Raw genomic sequence first — 15,510 nt, 5'->3', positions numbered from 1 at the left:
AGCACTTCGGCGGCCTCCATTCGAAGGCGGGCCAGTCAGAAATCAACGGTTTTTCGTTTCCTCACCCATGCGCCCTGGTGGGCGCTGAAGAAACCGTGAGGGTGGCTACCGCCAGAGAGATCTCTGGCGTGCCTCGTGCGAGGAGCGAAGCACGTTAGAGGGTCAGGGAGGCGAAGCGCGGCTCGCTTCCCGCCCAACCGCTGTAGTAGAGGGTGCGACCGCTGTCGTCGAGGCATAGCTGGTCGAGTGTTGTCATTCCCGTGACGGGGAAGCGGGTGCTCTCGCCGACCTGGCGGATCTCGAATCCGCCGTCGCAGGCGCACGCATACCAGATACGCGGGCCAGCCGCGGCCACAGCCACGACCTCACTGGCGGCATCGGTGATGCGGGTCTTCTTCTCGCCCTGCACGCGCCAGATGGTGCGGCCGGAAGCGACGATCACGCCTTCAGGCTGGGCCGAGATGGCGCGCACGCCCGCGGGGAGCCGCGTCACCAGATCTGGCGCGCCGCCTCCTTTCACCGGGGTGCGGAACAAGGTGTCGCGGCTGGCGATCCAGAGCGTGCCCCCCAGGTTTGAGAGGGCGAGGATCTTCTCGGCATTGGCGTATCCCACGACACGCGCCTGGCTGCCGTCGAGGCCGCAGGCAAAGAGGTCACGCCCCACGGCGGTGAACACCCCATCGGGACCGACGGTCATCGCCGTGATGTCGGGGCGCTTGATCACGGTGATGCGCTCGAGTCCGCTCTTGGTCGGGCGGTACAGTGCATTCCCGTGGGCCACGATGATGTGGTCGCCACTCACGCCGATGTAGACTCCGAGGCGCGCTGCGAGCGCAACCTGCAGCGTGATCGTCGCAATGGTCACGACGAGTCCGATTCGTTGATACAGCTTCATGGGTGCTCTCCTCCGGGGGAAGGGTGCCTCGTGCTTCTCGAATCACGAGGCCGGTCCTTCTGCTCCTCCCGATCCGAGTCGGACTCGATGGGGGCGCACCACACAGGGGGCGAATCTCGGTCTGCCGAACCCCGCCCCCCATGCACGGCTTCCTCACCCGCATCCCCGTTCGCTTTCGTGATCTCGACGCCATGGGCCATGTCAATCACGCCGTCTACTTCACCTACATGGAGGTGGCTCGGCAGGAGTACTGGTTTGCCCTCACGGGCCAGTCGTCGGTCGAGGCGTTCAAGTTCGTCGTGGGCAAGGCCGAGTGCGCGTATCGCAGCCCCGCCCTCCTGGGGGAGGTGGTGTGTGTGCGTCTTGGCGTGACGCGCATGGGCGGGGCCTCGTTCACCATGCAGTACGCGCTCACCGACGAGGCCACGGGGCGGCTGCTGGCCGAGGGGCGCACCGAGCTGGTGTCGTACGACTACGCGCGCAAGAAGGCGCGCCGTCTCACCGACGAAGAGCGCCTCTCCATCGAGGCCTTCGAGGCTCGCCATCAACGCGACAGCTGAGCCAGCAGACCGGCCTCAGCCTCGTGGGGCCAGCCACGATTCCTTCAGCAGCCGAGCGAGCCGCCTCGGATTGCGGCGCGCCCATCGCTCGAGCGCCTCGAGAATCTGGTCTGCGTCGGTGAGCGGCCCGCCCACCGTGGTCCACAGCCGATGGATGCAGAAGAACTCGTTGATGATGGCCACCGATTCGACCGAGCTCTTTGGCAGTCGGTCGAGCTCGGCAAGCACGTTCTTGACCTCGCGCTCTCCCAGCTCGCGCGCCACCTCGAGGGTGAGCCCAGGCTCGAGGGCGTTCAGAAGCAGCGCGGCCTTCTGCAGCGGTTTTGACTTCGCGGCCATGCTCTTGACGATCTGGGAAGCCTGTGAGACGGCGTCGCGGCTCACGGCTCAGGCCCCCTCGAGCCCACCGGGCACGCCGGCGTCGGCCAGCACCCCGCTTGCGCTCACGGCGCTCGATGTCTTGTCGCGCGGGGTGAGGAAGTCGATGCCCGTGCGCCTGCTCGCCTTTGCCACCATCTCGGTGGCGATCTCGTTGGCGCGCCGCGCGAGCGCGGCTTGATCGACGTTCACGAGGCGGCGCTCTGCGACGACCACGCGACCGTTCACGATGGTGTAGTCGACGGTGTGGTCGTAGCCGGAGAAGGCCACCGCCGCCACGGGGTCGTGCAGGGCACCCGCGTAGCCGAAGCGCTGCAGGTCGATGAGCGCGAAGTCAGCGCCCCATCCCACCTGCAGGCTGCCGAGCGTCGGGTAGCCCAGCACGGCGGCCCCTCCCCGTGTGGCCAGGCGCAGCGCCTGCCGCGAGGTCATGGCGTCGGGGCCGTGCAGGGCGCGTTGCGCCCACATGCACGAGCGCACCTCGCCCAGCATGTCGGACGAGTCGTTCGAGGCGCTGCCGTCAACCCCCAACCCCACTTTAACCCCGGCCTGCACCATCTGCTTGATGGGGGCGATGCCGGAGCCGAGGCGGAAGTTCGAGGTCGGACAGTGGGCCACGCCCACGCCGCAGGCGGCGGCCTTCGCGACCTCCTCGGGGTCGAACTTCACGCAGTGGGCGTACCAGGCCCGCGACACGTTCCATTCCATGTCGCCCATGAACGCGTAGGGTCGGCGACCGTACACCTTCTGGCAGTAGACGTCCTCGTCGGCGGTCTCGGCCAGATGGGTGTGCATCTGCACGTCGAGGCGCTCGGCCATGCGCGCGGTCTCGATGAGCAGATCTTGCGTCACCGAGAAAGGCGAGCACGGCGCCAGCGCGATCTTGATCATGCCAAGATCGTCGCGTTCGTGGTAGGCGCTCACAACGCGCTCGCAGTCGCGCACGATGGTCTGCTCGTCTTGAACAATGGTGTCCGGCGGCAGGCCGCCCTCAGAGCGACCGCGCGACATGCTGCCGCGGCACGGCATGAACCGCGCGCCCAGGGCCTGCGCCGCGAACACCTGCTGATCGAACAGATCCGGGGGCGTGCCCTTGGGGAACACGTAGAACATGTCGGTGGAGGTGGTGCACCCGGTGAGCAGCAGCTCCCCCAGGCCCAGCTGGGTGCTCACGTGCACCGCTTCGGGCGTGAGCTCAGCCCAGATCTCGTAGAGGTTCACCAGCCAGTCGAAGAGGCCCGCGTCTTGCACGACGGGGACGTTGCGGGTGAGGGTCTGGTACAGATGGTGATGGGTGTTGATCATGCCCGGCAGGGCGATCATGCCGCGGCCGTCGATGACGGTGTCAGCCGTCGTCGGTACGTTGCGCCCGAGCGCCACGATGCGGTTCCCCTCGACGTAGATGCCGCCGCCATCGAGAACGGTGAAGCTGTCGTCGATCGTGGCAATGCAGGCGAGGTTCTTGACCAGCAGCGTGCTCATGCGTGTCCTCCCTGGCGGATGATGGCGGCGCAGGCGACCGCCGCAAGCCCTTCGCGCCGGCCCAGCGCGCCCAGCTTCTCGTTCGTGGTGGCCTTGATGCTCACCCGGTCGCCTGGAATCTGCAGCACCCGCGCCAGCGTCTCGCGCATGGCGGCGATGTGCGGCGCGATCTTCGGGCGCTCGGCGATGATGGTGACGTCGACGTTCACCGTGCGCCATCCGTCGCGTCCCAGGCGATCGACGCACGCACCCAGCAGATGAAGGCTGTCGGCCCCCTTCCACTGGGGGTCGGTATCGGGGAAGAAGTGCCCGATGTCGCCCAGGGCGGCGGCTCCAAGCAGGGCGTCGATGACGGCGTGGGTCGCGGCATCGGCGTCAGAATGGCCCTCGAGCCCGCCCACGTCGCTGGGCACGTCGACGCCAGCGAGGATGCACGGCCGCCCCTCGATGAAGCGATGGATGTCGTAGCCGATGCCCACCCTTGGCATCATCGCGGCGAGGCGCGCATCGACGGCGCGGTTCACGGCGTCGAGCAGTTCGGGTGTGAGCGCGGACTGGGTCAATGCAGGCCCCCTCAGGTTCGGTCCGGAGTGATTCACGTTCGTTCATCGGGTTCCTCTCGCGCCACCGCCTCGCGGAGACCGAAGGGGGATTCGCCGTGCGCAGCGGGAAATAGGGCGGCGCGACAATCGAACGACACGGGAGCGTCATGACCAGCATCAAGCCTCGCCTGCTCAAGGGCTTTCGCGATTACCTGCCCGACCAGATGATTCTGCGCTCGCGCGCCATGCAGACCATTCGCGGCGTGTTCGAGTCGTTCGGCTTCGTGCCGCTCGACACGCCCACCCTCGAGTATGCCGAGATCCTTCTGGGCAAGTATGGCGACGATGCCGAGAAGCTGCTCTACAAGTTTGCCGACAACGGGGGGAGAGAGGTCTGCATGCGCTACGACCTCACGGTTCCCCTGGCCCGCGTCGTGGCGCAGTATCCCGATCTGCAGAAGCCGTTCAAGCGCTACCAGATGGCCCCGGTGTGGCGCGGCGAGAACACGGGCAAGGGGCGCTACCGCGAGTTCGTGCAGTGCGACGTCGACATTGTGGGCACGAAGAGCCTGCTGGCAGACTTCGAGTGCATCTGGGTGGGGCACAACGTGATGAAGGCGCTCGGGGTCGAGCGCTTCCGCATCCACGTGAGCCATCGCAAGCTGCTCGAAGGCCTCTCGACGCTCCTGGGCGATGGCCTCACGCAGCGCCAGGTCCTCGACGTCTTCCGCACGGTCGACAAGTTGCCATCGCAGGGGCGTGAGCGCGTCGAGTCGCTGCTCGCCGAAGAGGTCGGGCTCGACGCCCGGCAGATCGCCACCGTCTTCGGGTTCCTCGACATCAGCGGCGAGATCGAGGACGTGCTCGCCCGACTCGACACGCTCTTCGCAGAGGTGCCCCTGGCCCGTGAGGGCATCGCCGATCTGCGCCAGATCTTCTCGCATGCGCGCAGCGCCGGTCTCGACATGTCACGCCTCGGCCTCGATCTCACCATCGCGCGTGGCCTCGACTACTACACGGGGGCGGTGTTCGAGACGTTCCTCGAGGATCTTCCGTCGCTGGGCTCGGTCATGAGCGGCGGGCGCTACGACGGCCTCATCGGCTTCTTCGCGAAGCAGGACATCCCCGCGGTGGGCATCAGCGTGGGGCTCGATCGCCTCTTCTCGGGGATGGAGGAGCTTGGCGTGATGAAGCCGCAGACCGCCACGGCCGAGGTCCTCGTCACCATCTTCGATGCCGCTCTCACCCCCCGCTGCCTTGAGCTCGCAAGCCGCTTGCGAAGCGCGGGCATCAACGCTGAGCTCTACTACCAGGCCGACAGTCTCGGCAAGCAGCTGCAGTTCGCCGACCGGCGTGGCATCCCGCTGGCGCTCATCGTGGGCGAGAACGAGGTGGCGCAGGGCGTGGTGGGGCTCAAGGTGCTGGCAGAGAAGCGCCAGGAGACGGTGCCGCTCGACCAGCTCGAAGCACGCTTGAAGGCGCTCATCGCCGGGACCTGATCGGTCGCCGCCGGCCTGTGGAGGGGGCGTCCCATGGGCAGGTTCGCCTTGCCGGGCCGCGAAGAACGTTCCATGCCCTTCGTATCCGGAATGCGCTGTGTCTGCTGTCAGCGTGAGTACCCGCCGGACGCTCATGCCTATACCTGTCCGACGTGCGGCGAAGACGACGGTCTGCTCGACATCGTTCTCGACGCCGCGGCTGCTCGCAGATCGGTGACGCGCGAGCGCATCGCCGCGAATCCTGACCGCAGCGTTCGACGCTGGCTTCCCCTGCTGCCCGTGACGGGCGTGATGGCCGACGGCCTGCCTTCCATGCCGCGCCTCGACATCGGGGGCACGCCGCTCTACTGCGCGCCATCGCTTTCGCGGCTGGCTGGTGTCGCCGAGGTCACGGTCAAGGACGACGGTCGCAACCCGACGGCCAGCTACAAGGATCGGGCCAGCGCTGTGGTCATCGCACGCGCGCGCGAGCAGGGCATCGGTCTGATCACGGTGGCCTCCACGGGCAACGCGGCCTCGTCACTGGCGGGGCAGTGCGCGGCCGAGGGCGTGGCCACGGTCATCTTCGTTCCGCGCACGGCGCCCCCCGCCAAGCTGACGCAGCTGCTCATCTATGGCGCCCACGTGGTGGCGGTCGACGGCACCTACGACGACGCCTTCGAGCTCAGCCGCACCGCCACGCGCCTGTTCGGCTGGTACAATCGCAACACGGGCTACAACCCCTACACCATCGAGGGCAAGAAGACGGCCGCCTTCGAGCTGGCCGAGCAGCTCGGGTACAACGTTCCCGACATGGTCTTCGTGCCCACGGGCGATGGCTGCATCGTCAGCGGCATCCACAAGGGCTTCACCGATCTGCGCGACATGGGCTTCATCGATCGCCTGCCGCGCATGATCGTTGTGCAGGCCGAAGGCTCGAGGGCGATTCACAACGCATTCCACGGGGGGGTGGCTGAAGTGGAGAACGCCACCACCGTGGCCGATTCCATCTCGGTGAATCGTCCACGGGTGGCCCTGCACGCTCTGCGCGCCCTGCGAGAGTCGGGGGGGGACACCGTTCTTGTCAGCGATGACGAGATTCTCGCGGCGATGCCTGTGATGGCGCGCGAGACGGGGGTCTTTGCCGAGCCCGCCGCGGCCGCTGCGCTGGCCGGGCTGCTGGCCATGGGGAGAGACGGGCGTCTGCGCGGTGACGAGCGCGTGTCGCTCATGATCACGGGCAACGGCCTGAAGGACGTGGGGGCCGCCATGAGGGCCGCCGGACGCGAGCCCGTGCCCATGGCGCCGGGAGACGAAGGCGCGCTGCGCGCCTTCGGCGAGGCCCTTGAAGCGCGCGCGGGTGAGGGTTCGTGAGCGAGACGATTGTCCGGGCGCGATTCGAGCCCATCACGTACGCCCTCCCGAATGGGCGCACGGTCACCATGAGCGAGGCCGGCGAGGCCGACATGGACGATCTCAAGGCGGTCTACTACGCCGCGTATGGTGGTCGCTACACCCTCGCTGAGGTGAATGACCGCGACAAGATGAAGTGGTGTCTGAACGACCCCAACTACATCTGGCTGGTGAACCGCGACGGCGAGCGCATCGTGTGCTCGGTTCTCTTTCTCGTCGATCCGCGCCATCGCATCAGCAAGACCTTCGCGGGGGTGGTCCATCCGGAGTACCGCGGTCAGAAGATGATGGTCAACACGGTGCGACGCGGACGCGACTTCGTCATCGACAACGGGCACGCCGACCTCATGTACGCGGTTGTGCGCACCTTCGTCTCGGCCACCTTCCACATCGATCTGCACAGCATCGGCTTCGTCGATCTGGGCATCTTTCCCAACGTGCGCCGGGTGAAGCACTACGAGACCCATGGCTTCAAGGTCTACTACGGGCCGGAGGTTCTCGCGCGGCGGCGAACGACGCCAGCGCTCATCGCACCCGCGGCGCGGGTCTACGACATCGTTCGCGAGCGCCTCGGCCTCGAGCCTGCGCGCGATGCAGACGTCGACCTCGACGTTCGTCCACCTGCGCCCAGCTTCGCTTTTCTCATCGAATCGTCGCGAAACGTCGAGCACGAGTACTATGAGGTTCGTGATGAAGGGGCGTTGCGCTTCGACTTCTACCCCTTCCACTACCCCCTCGTCAAGCTCTACACGAAGGATCAGAAGCGTGCGGCCTACCTCTACTACCAGGAGGTCGACGGCTACGCGTCGCTGCTCGGGCTGCAGACGCCCGGCGACACCCTCATCCGCGATCTCGTCTCGGTGGGCGAGGTGGCCGAGTCGCTCGGCGTGAAGTACCTCGAGATGCTGGTGTCGGCGTACGACCCCCTTGCGCAGAAGCTGGCCTATGAAGCAGGCTTCCTGCCGTGCGCCTACTGGCCGGCGGCCGCCATGGGCGCCGATGGCCAGCGTGAGGACTACATCGTCGCCTCGTGCGCCTTTGTGCCTCCGCACTTCAAGGGCCTTCGCCTGTCGAAAGAGGTGCAGCCCTTTCTGCAGGCCTACTACAAGATCTACACAGACAAGCTGTGGGAAGACATGTCGAACACCCATGGGACCTGTTGACCGCCTCATCGCCAACCCCCAGGCCTTCGATCACACGCCGGAGGCCGATGAGCAGTTTCTCGCGGCCATGCGCGACAACTTCCGACGCCACTACCGCGAGTGCCACCCGTATGCCCGCTGGTGCGACATGATGGGGGTGCAGCCTGGCCAGATCAAGACCTACGACGATGTCTTCCGCATCCCCCACATCTTCGTGACCAATTTCAAGAAGCGAAAGTTCGTCACGGGCGACGAGAACCAGGTGAAGCTGGTTCTCACTTCGAGCGGCACAGCGGGGGAGAAGAGTGCCATCTATCTCGACCGCAAGAGCCTCTCGCGCATCACGAAGATCGTGCACAGCATCTACGCTGCCTTTGACATGGTCGACTACGACACCGCCACCAACTACCTGGCGTTCACCTACGATCCTCGCGTGGCCAAAGACCTGGGCACCGCGTTCAGCGACAAGCTGCTCACCGGGCTCACCAAGGTGGCCGCGGTGCACTACGCCATCATCTTCGACCGCAAGACCCAGGCGTTCGAGCTCGATCGCCGTCGCTGCGTGAAGGCGCTCGAGCGCTTCGCGGCCGACGGACGACCGTTTCGCATGCTGGGCTTTCCCGCGCTCATCTGGGAGGTGCTCGAGGAGGCCTGCGAGCGCGAGGGGCGCCGCTTCTCGTTCGGGGAGAGCTCGTATGTGATCATCGGTGGCGGGTGGAAGAACAAGGCCGATCAAGAGATCCCGAAGGAGCACTTTCGGCGCAAGGTGGGCGAGTGGCTGGGAATCCCCTCCGCGAACGTGCGCGATCTGTATGGCATGGTCGAGCACGGCGTGCCCTACTGCGAGTGCGAGCACGGCGAGATGCACGTGCCCATCTACTCGCGCGTGGCCGTGCGCGATCCGGCGACGCTGCGCCTGCTCGAGCCAGGGCAGGTCGGCCTCTTCCAGATGCTCACGCCCTACCTGCACTCGTTTCCCGCGCTGTCGCTGCTCACGTCTGACGTGGGGCGCCTGCACCACGCATGCAGGTGCGGTCGCAACGCGCCCCGCCTCGAGATCCTCGGACGTGGTGGCATCACCCGTCACAAGGGGTGCGCCATCGCGGCGCTCGACGTCATCGGGGAGACGCCGGAGGGGGCATCGCAGTGAGCCACGACCACTACCTGTTCGGTCGGTTCGAATCGACAGAGGCTCCGCTCGACGCGGGCGACATCGGGCGCGTGTGCGCCCTGGCTCGCGAGAAGCAGCGCAGCCTCGAGCGCCTGCCGCTCTCACGATTGCTCGACGTGCTCGACGCGGCGGCCCGACGCTGGCGCGACCCGCAGTACGAGGGGCGTCGCAAGGCGCTCGAGGTCATGCCCGGCATTGTGGGCTTTCACCCCCTGATGGTGGAGCGGGCCATCGATGCCCTGTGCGATGTGCTCAGCCGTCCGTCGATGGAGAAGAAGATCCGCTTCGATCTGGGGCATCGCGATGTGCTCGACGGCTGGCGCTACGTGTCGGCCTATGGCGGCTACCTGCGGGCCCAGGCCCTGGGGCTCGTGCTGCACGTCTCGGCGGGGAACGTGTTCGTCAGCGGGGTCGACTCGCTGGCCCACGGCCTCGTGACGCGCAATGCGAGCCTCCTCAAGATCTCGCGGGTCGATCCCGTGTTTCCCCTGCTGTTCGCGCGCTCGCTCACCGAGGTCGACGAGACGGGGGCGGTGGCGGAAGCGTTCGCGGTGCTCTCGTTCCGAGGGGGGGAGACGGAGGTCGAGCAGGCCCTGAAGCGCGAGGTCGACGGCATCGCGGTGTGGGGGGGCGAGAGCGCGGTGCGCGCCTGGAGCGCCGACCTCCCGCTTCGCGTTCGTCTGCTCGGGTACGGCCCCAAGGTCTCGTTCTCGGTTCTCACCTCGGCGGCGCTTGCAAGCTCTGATCTCGCGGCCGTCTGCGATGCGATGGCGCTCGACGTGGCGCTGTGGGAGCAACGCGCATGCTCGTCTCCGCAGACCGTCTTCGTGGAGTCGAACGATGGCGGGGGGCAGTTCCGCGAGCTGCTGGCGGGTCTGGCCAAAGCCTTCGAGCGCGTTGCGCGCGTGCTGCCTCCCGGCGAGCTCGGGTTCGACGAGAAGGTCGAGATCCTGCGCCATCGCGAGCTTGCGCGCATGGGCCAGGTGTTCGGAGAGAGCCTTCTTCTGTCTTCGGAGGCGTCGTCAGACTACACCATCATCGTTCGTGAAGACGGGCGTCTCGAGACCTCAAGTGGAAACCGGGTGCTGTTCGTCAAGCCGTTCCGCGATCTCGGCGAGGTGCTGGGGCAGGTCGAGGCCCATCGGGGCCTGGTGCAGTCTGCGGGACTCCTCGCCGCACCTGGCGAGGCGCTTGACATCGCCAGCGCCCTGGTGCGCGTGGGGGTCGACCGCGTCACCGATCTGGGGAAGATGGGGCAGGGCAGGATCGGTTCGCCCCACGATGGCACCTTTCAGCTGCAGGGCCTGGTGCGCTGGGTCTGCCTGGAGAGCGAGTCGCTCGGAGCCCACGACGCCCACGCCTTCGATGCCGGCCGACGCATCGCCCCGCCCCCTTCCGATCCCGGACGAGGACTGTTCTCGAAAGCGCCCACCAAGTGGTCGCGTCTGCGCGAGCTCCTGTCCCACGCGCGGCAGCACGCGCCGTTCTACTCGAAACGACTCGAGGGGCGAACGTTCGAGGCCTATGCGTCATTCGAGGAGGTTCCCTTCCTCGAGCGAGACGATGTCTACCACAACACTCCTCCCCAGGGTGAGGGGCTTCTCACCGGGCCGCTCGAGCACGCCTACGTCTTCGCCAGCGGAGGGTCTACGGGAGAGCCCAAGTTCACCTACTACACCTACGATGAGTTCAACGAGGTCACCACCTTGCTGGCCGAGATCTACCAGGTGGCGGGTCTGTCGCGCAGCGACACGGTGGGCAACCTGTTCTTCGCGGGCAGCCTGTGGACATCGTTCATGGCGGCCAACGAGGCGCTCGAGAAGGTGGGGTGCGTCACCCTCCCCATCGCGGGGAATGCCGATCTCGAGCTCACCCTGCGGTATCTGCAGCTGTTCAAGCCAACAGCCCTCCTGGGGCTTCCTTCGGTCATCATCCAGTTGGCCGAGCTGGTGAAGGCGCGGGGTGCCGACGTCAAGATTCGCACCGTGCTGTACGGAGGCGAGCACGTGGGCGCGGAAGCCCGCGCGTTCCTGCACGAGGTGCTCGGCTGCGAGGCCGTCGTGTCGGCGGGCTACGCCAGCGTCGATGCCGGGCCCGTGGGCTACCAGTGCTCGCACAGCGAGGGCACGGTGCATCATCTGCTCTACGACTACCAGTTCCTCGAGATCATCGACCCGGACACCCACGAGGTTCTGCCGCGGGGCAGCGTGGGCGAGATCGTGATCACCAACCTGAACCGTCGCCTCATGCCCATGATTCGCTATCGCACCGGTGACCAGGGACGTCGCGTCGAGGGCACGTGTCCGTGCGGGCGTCCCGGCGCGCGATTCGAGCTGCTGGGGCGATGTGATGACGTGGTGCGGGTGGGTGCGGTGAGCATCTACCCGGAGAGTGTGGGGCCGGCGCTGGCCACTTTCCCCGAGGTCTCGCACATCTATCAGATCGTGGCCGAGCGCGTCGGGGTCAAGGATCGGCTCATCATACGCACCGAGCTCGCGCGAGACGAGGCCGTCGATTGCGTGGCCCTGGCAGAGAGGCTCTCCGGCGCCGTGCTCGAGGGGTTCGAGGAGCTGGCGCTGGCCGTGCGTGAGGGCTGGCTCGCGGCGCTCGTGGTCGAGGTGCTTCCCCCTGGTGGCATTCCCAGGGTTCCGCGCACGGGCAAGGTCCGCAAGGTCGTCGATCTGCGGGGTTAGGCCACGCCTGGCGGTTCACGCAGGCCAGCAATGGGGGCGATGCCCCGACCTCAGATGTTGATGTTGACGTCGACGGTGAGCTGGTTGCCGTGCCAGCTGTTGGCTCCGAACGCGCGGTCGGTGTTGCTGAAGAGGCGGGCGTTGAGGTTCACGCGCGTGTCCCGCGCGGGCATCCAGCTGACGGTGAGCGCGGGGATGCCCTCGGTCACCGAGCTGGTGGTCAGCCCGGTCTTCCCGGAGAAGTCGATGAGCGTGTAGCTCAGGGTGCCGTCGAAGCGCTCAGACAGCGGCTTGCTCAGCGCCAGGCGATAGAAGTTCTGGTTGAACTTCACCGTGTCGAGGCTTCCGCCGCCGCGACGCATGTCGTAGCCATACCACGACGCACTCAGGTTCAGCTGGTTGTCGAACGTGTGCGAGATGCCCACGGCCCGGCTCAGCGTGCTGCCGCGCGATGCGTCTCCCGGCGTGAGCAGGAAGGGGAACAGCGGCTCGACATTGCCCGGTGTGGTGATCTGCGTCAGCGTGGTGGCCTTCGTCTGGGTCAGCGATTCGACCAGCGCGAAGGCTGATGTCGGGCCGCTCTCCCACCGAAGCTTGCCACGCCAGCCCTCGCGGTTGGTGGGATAGGCAAGATAGTCGTGGAGCTGGTAGTGGCTGCTGTACCAGCTGCCATAGGGCAGGAACACAGGGAGGTTCGGATTCACCGCGTAGGGGAGCATGATGGTGTCATAGGTCGGGTCGACGTGCAGGTACTCGATCTCGGGCGTGAACTGCCCCGCCTTGGCGCTGAGCGCCACGTTGTACATCGATCCGCTGACTCCCGTCTGGAGCACCGCGCCGGTGATGTCGGGGTTGTAGCGCGAGCTGGCGTAGCTGGCGCGCATCGACAGGATCTTCGCTATCAGGTCGTACTGGGCATTGGCGCCCCACGAGTTCTGGGTCTGCGGTCCCACGAAGGCGGTGAAGGCGCCGGTGCGGGCGTCGCGCCACACCAGCTGCTGGCCGTTCGCGCGGGGAAGAGGGAGCAGGCCGCCCGTGAGCGGCTGGCCGTTGTTGAGCGAGTTCTGTGCCAGGCGCAGCAGCGACACGCCGATGGACCCGCGGTCGAATCGATAGTACGAGGAGGCGGTGCTGAGCGACCCCTGATAGAGGCTGCCCGTGGGCAGCTGGGCGTACCCGAACTCGTACTGGAACGGGTCGCGATCATCGAGGGGGGTGAACTGAAAGCCCCAGAAGGGGAGCAGGTCGGGGGCGTTGGCATTCGGGTTGCGAATGCCTGCGAGCACCTGGCCGCCCACGTTCCTGGCCTGCCAGCTGCCCAGCACCATCTGGTAGCCGTTGGCCTTGTCCTGCAACCAGAATCGGTCGAGGGACATGCGGGTGAATGGCTGATGGTCTACGCCTTGCTGCTGTCCTGGCACGGCAGGGGTTGTCTGGGCCAGAAAAGGGTTGCTGTTGTAGGGCGGCGTCACGCCCCAGTACTGGTCGATGGCGCTGCTTCCGGTCGAGCTGTAGGCCACCACCTCGAGCCCCGCAGTCATGTCGGGGTTCAGGCGGATGCGGGTGCCCAACATCATGCGCCCGCTCGCGCCCACCCCGTTGAAGAGCAGGCGACCGCTCGAGTAGTCGACGGCCGCGTTGGCCGTCGTGCCGGCGAACAGGCTTCCCGCCACGGTCTGTGAGACGCCGATGGTGCGAAGGCTGCCATAGAAGGTGATGCGCTCGAGCTCGGTGACGCGCCGCTCGAGGGTGGCGACCTGCGGTTCGAGAGCGCTCACGCGCACGCCGAGGGCGTTGAGCTCGTCTGACAGCGTGCGCGTCAGGCGCATGAGGTCGTCGAGGTCGGCTTTGCTGGCGAAGAGCGTGTGCTCCTGCTCCTCTCGCGCGAGCAGCCGCGCCACCATCATGGCCACCTCATAGCGGGTGGCTGCGCGGTCACCTTTGAAGGTGCCGTCGGGGTAGCCTTCGATGAGGCCTTTTGCCGTCAGGGCGCGCACCGCGTCGGCGGCCCACATGTCGGGTACGTCGGGGAACATGGGCGCTGCGTCAGCCACCCCAGAGCGCGTGAGCACCAGCAACGCCATCCCGGCCAGCAAGGTCTTCATCCGGCTTCTCATACGCTCTCCCCCAACGGTTGTAGTCATCGGTCCGTCACCCACGGCGTCAGACCCGCCTCAATTCTGTCGCGTCGGCTCATTCCCTGTCGTGTCAGCCTGAAAATCGGGCTTCGATTCGCACGATTGGAAGAAGCGCCGCCGCACCGATGCTGTTCCCGGCCATGCAAGAAGGCCCGTCGCGTTCTCTCGGACGGGCCTTCAGGGCTGCGCATAGCGGCGCCAGAAGCTACTGCTGCTGCGGTTGCTGCTGAATCACCTGGGGCGCGCGCTCGGCCGGCTTGCTCACCTGCTGGCGCACGACATCTTCGAGCCCCTTCAGCTCGGCCCACGAGCGAATGGGGTGCGCCTTGCCTTCCGTGGCGGGCTTGTAGATGAGGGTTCCGCCATCCATCATGCGGTCGACCGCGTCGAGGGGGCTCAGGCGGTGCTCCGGCCTTACGTCTTCCTTGTAGATGCCGCCGCCGTCCTTTGTCGATACGCTGTCGAGGAAGGAGAGCGAGTTGTACGCGCTCTTCGCGGTGCTGCCAAAGACCTGTGTCTGCACGTTCGGGAGCTGGGTGTGGGTGGACATCATCACGGTGCTGCAACCCGTCAGGCCCAGCATCGAGGAGGCGAGCGCGAGGCCCACCATCATGCTCTTGAGCGCGCCGCCTCGCCCGCGGGAGGTCTCGTTGGCGGGCGCCTGTGCTGCCGAGCGGGCGCCACTCAGGGTCACACCGTCACCGGCAACGGGCGTCGTCGACGCTTTCGGCGTGGCGATCTGCGCGGTGTAGGGGCTGCTCAGGCGTGTGACGGTGGTGGAACCCAGGCTGCTGACGTTCATCTCGATGACCCTCCCCGGTTGCAACGGCAACTCTTCTTTGTCGAGTGTACGCATCGCACTTGATAAAACCCTGGAAAAAACAAGTCTCTCCTGTAACATCTGTCGACGTCGCAGGAGAGACCTGATGCGGGGAGGGGGAGAGGAGGCTACTTCCCGCTGCCGCCGCCGTTGGCGAACTGCGTCAGCGACTGGGCCTGGGCGGGATGGGTGATGAGCGGCTGGGTGTGCGTGGGGTGGTGGACGTGTCCCACGATGGACGCCCCCAGGTAGCCCACGGCGCCGACGCCACCGACGATGGGGGCCGCCGGTCCGGTGAAGGGCGCGGCCACCATCAGCCCACCGGACACCGCCTTGGCGCCACCAACGCCTTCGCGGAAGTGGGCATCGTGCTTCATGTCGTGGAGCTGGTAGTGGACGTTGACATAGTCGTCCCAGACGCCCTCGGTGTCCTTGCCGGCATCGATGGTGCGCTGCATCTCAGCGCGGGCGAGACGGTTGAGCTCGGTGGCGGTCTCCGCCGTGTTGTGGCCTTTCACGATGTCGATGCCGCCGTCGACGATGGCGATGGCGCCGGAAGCGATCATGGCGGGCTTGGCGATGTTCGCCGCCGCCTGGGCCTTCTCACCGAGCGCCATGGCGTTGGCACCCATGCCCTTGGCGGTGGCACCCATGCTCATCGCCTGGGCACCAGCGGCTTTCGCCTGGGCGGCGAGTGCCGCGGCTTCCTGCAGGTGGCCCGCGGCGGCCGCTGCCTGTGCGGCTGCCTGCAGGCTTGCGGCCTGGGCGCCGATGGCGGTGGCCTGGGCGCCCAGGGCG

General features: G+C 66.8%; 12 protein-coding genes. 5 read left to right on the top strand and 7 right to left on the bottom strand.

Going from position 1 to position 15,510, the window contains the following annotated elements:
• Window positions 1-154: 154 nt before the first annotated feature.
• Window positions 155-895, bottom strand: coding sequence for a hypothetical protein (locus EB084_07450; GenBank protein NDD28085.1), 741 nt, complete (start codon window positions 893-895; stop codon window positions 155-157).
• Window positions 896-1,035: 140 nt separating this feature from the next.
• On the opposite strand from EB084_07450, the gene EB084_07445 reads away from it, so the two are divergent.
• A complete protein-coding gene (locus EB084_07445; GenBank protein NDD28084.1) occupies window positions 1,036-1,455 on the top strand; it encodes an acyl-CoA thioesterase in 420 nt (139 codons plus the stop codon).
• Between the two features lie 15 nt (window positions 1,456-1,470).
• Here EB084_07445 and EB084_07440 read toward each other — a convergent pair whose 3' ends face one another.
• The 3 genes from EB084_07440 to EB084_07430 are packed head-to-tail and all read right to left on the bottom strand — an operon-like array spanning window position 1,471 to window position 3,806.
• Window positions 1,471-1,839 carry a hypothetical protein gene (locus EB084_07440; protein ID NDD28083.1) on the bottom strand — a complete coding sequence of 123 codons (369 nt, stop codon included), beginning with the start codon at window positions 1,837-1,839 and terminating at the stop codon, window positions 1,471-1,473.
• Window positions 1,840-1,842: 3 nt separating this feature from the next.
• Window positions 1,843-3,315 (bottom strand): 8-oxoguanine deaminase, encoded by a 1,473-nt coding sequence (locus EB084_07435; protein NDD28082.1) that lies wholly within the window; start codon window positions 3,313-3,315, stop codon window positions 1,843-1,845.
• Window positions 3,312-3,806: a 2-C-methyl-D-erythritol 2,4-cyclodiphosphate synthase gene (locus EB084_07430; GenBank protein NDD28081.1), complete on the bottom strand. Its 495-nt coding sequence runs from the start codon at window positions 3,804-3,806 to the stop codon at window positions 3,312-3,314. The genes EB084_07435 and EB084_07430 overlap by 4 nt, the downstream gene beginning before the upstream one ends.
• Window positions 3,807-4,024: 218 nt before the next feature.
• Here EB084_07430 and hisS point away from each other — a divergent pair, with 218 nt between their 5' ends.
• The 4 genes from hisS to EB084_07410 all read left to right on the top strand — a co-directional run bounded on the left by hisS (window position 4,025) and on the right by EB084_07410 (window position 11,754).
• Window positions 4,025-5,356, top strand: a complete 1,332-nt coding sequence (gene hisS, locus EB084_07425) for a histidine--tRNA ligase (GenBank protein NDD28080.1) — start codon at window positions 4,025-4,027, stop codon at window positions 5,354-5,356.
• 72 nt (window positions 5,357-5,428) lie between these two features.
• Window positions 5,429-6,709, top strand: a complete 1,281-nt coding sequence (gene thrC, locus EB084_07420; GenBank protein ID NDD28079.1) for a threonine synthase — start codon at window positions 5,429-5,431, stop codon at window positions 6,707-6,709.
• Between the two features lie 984 nt (window positions 6,710-7,693).
• On the top strand, window positions 7,694-9,040 hold the full coding sequence (locus tag EB084_07415; GenBank protein ID NDD28078.1) for an acyl-protein synthetase: 1,347 nt from the start codon (window positions 7,694-7,696) through the stop codon (window positions 9,038-9,040).
• A complete protein-coding gene (locus tag EB084_07410; protein ID NDD28077.1) occupies window positions 8,914-11,754 on the top strand; it encodes a CoF synthetase in 2,841 nt (946 codons plus the stop codon). Before EB084_07415 ends, EB084_07410 begins: the two co-directional genes overlap by 127 nt.
• A gap of 50 nt (window positions 11,755-11,804) precedes the next feature.
• Here EB084_07410 and EB084_07405 read toward each other — a convergent pair whose 3' ends face one another.
• The 3 genes from EB084_07405 to EB084_07395 all read right to left on the bottom strand — a co-directional run.
• On the bottom strand, window positions 11,805-13,898 hold the full coding sequence (locus tag EB084_07405) for an S-layer homology domain-containing protein (protein ID NDD28076.1): 2,094 nt from the start codon (window positions 13,896-13,898) through the stop codon (window positions 11,805-11,807).
• Between the two features lie 199 nt (window positions 13,899-14,097).
• The gene (locus tag EB084_07400) at window positions 14,098-14,694 is read right to left on the bottom strand and encodes a hypothetical protein (protein ID NDD28075.1); all 597 of its coding nucleotides are present in this window, start codon (window positions 14,692-14,694) and stop codon (window positions 14,098-14,100) included.
• 146 nt (window positions 14,695-14,840) lie between these two features.
• A partial coding sequence (locus EB084_07395; GenBank protein ID NDD28074.1) for a hypothetical protein occupies window positions 14,841-15,510 on the bottom strand: 670 nt, incomplete at its 5' end.

It is taken from the genome of Pseudomonadota bacterium (assembly GCA_010028905.1).
GTDB lineage: Bacteria > Vulcanimicrobiota > Xenobia > RGZZ01 > RGZZ01 > RGZZ01.
This window is presented reverse-complemented; position numbering and strand designations above follow the sequence as displayed.

What these genes read in the sequence shown, in the direction of transcription:
- EB084_07445 (NDD28084.1), top strand. Translation starts at nt 1,036, where the DNA reads ATGCACGGCTTCCTCACCCGCATCCCCGTTCGCTTTCGTGATCTCGAC.
- EB084_07435 (NDD28082.1), bottom strand. Translation starts at nt 3,315, where the DNA reads ATGAGCACGCTGCTGGTCAAGAACCTCGCCTGCATTGCCACGATCGAC.
- EB084_07410 (NDD28077.1), top strand. Translation starts at nt 8,914, where the DNA reads ATGCAGGTGCGGTCGCAACGCGCCCCGCCTCGAGATCCTCGGACGTGG.
- EB084_07415 (NDD28078.1), top strand. Translation starts at nt 7,694, where the DNA reads ATGAAGCAGGCTTCCTGCCGTGCGCCTACTGGCCGGCGGCCGCCATGG.
- EB084_07430 (NDD28081.1), bottom strand. Translation starts at nt 3,806, where the DNA reads ATGATGCCAAGGGTGGGCATCGGCTACGACATCCATCGCTTCATCGAG.
- hisS (NDD28080.1), top strand. Translation starts at nt 4,025, where the DNA reads ATGACCAGCATCAAGCCTCGCCTGCTCAAGGGCTTTCGCGATTACCTG.
- EB084_07405 (NDD28076.1), bottom strand. Translation starts at nt 13,898, where the DNA reads ATGACTACAACCGTTGGGGGAGAGCGTATGAGAAGCCGGATGAAGACC.
- thrC (NDD28079.1), top strand. Translation starts at nt 5,429, where the DNA reads ATGCCCTTCGTATCCGGAATGCGCTGTGTCTGCTGTCAGCGTGAGTAC.
- EB084_07400 (NDD28075.1), bottom strand. Translation starts at nt 14,694, where the DNA reads ATGAACGTCAGCAGCCTGGGTTCCACCACCGTCACACGCCTGAGCAGC.
- EB084_07450 (NDD28085.1), bottom strand. Translation starts at nt 895, where the DNA reads ATGAAGCTGTATCAACGAATCGGACTCGTCGTGACCATTGCGACGATC.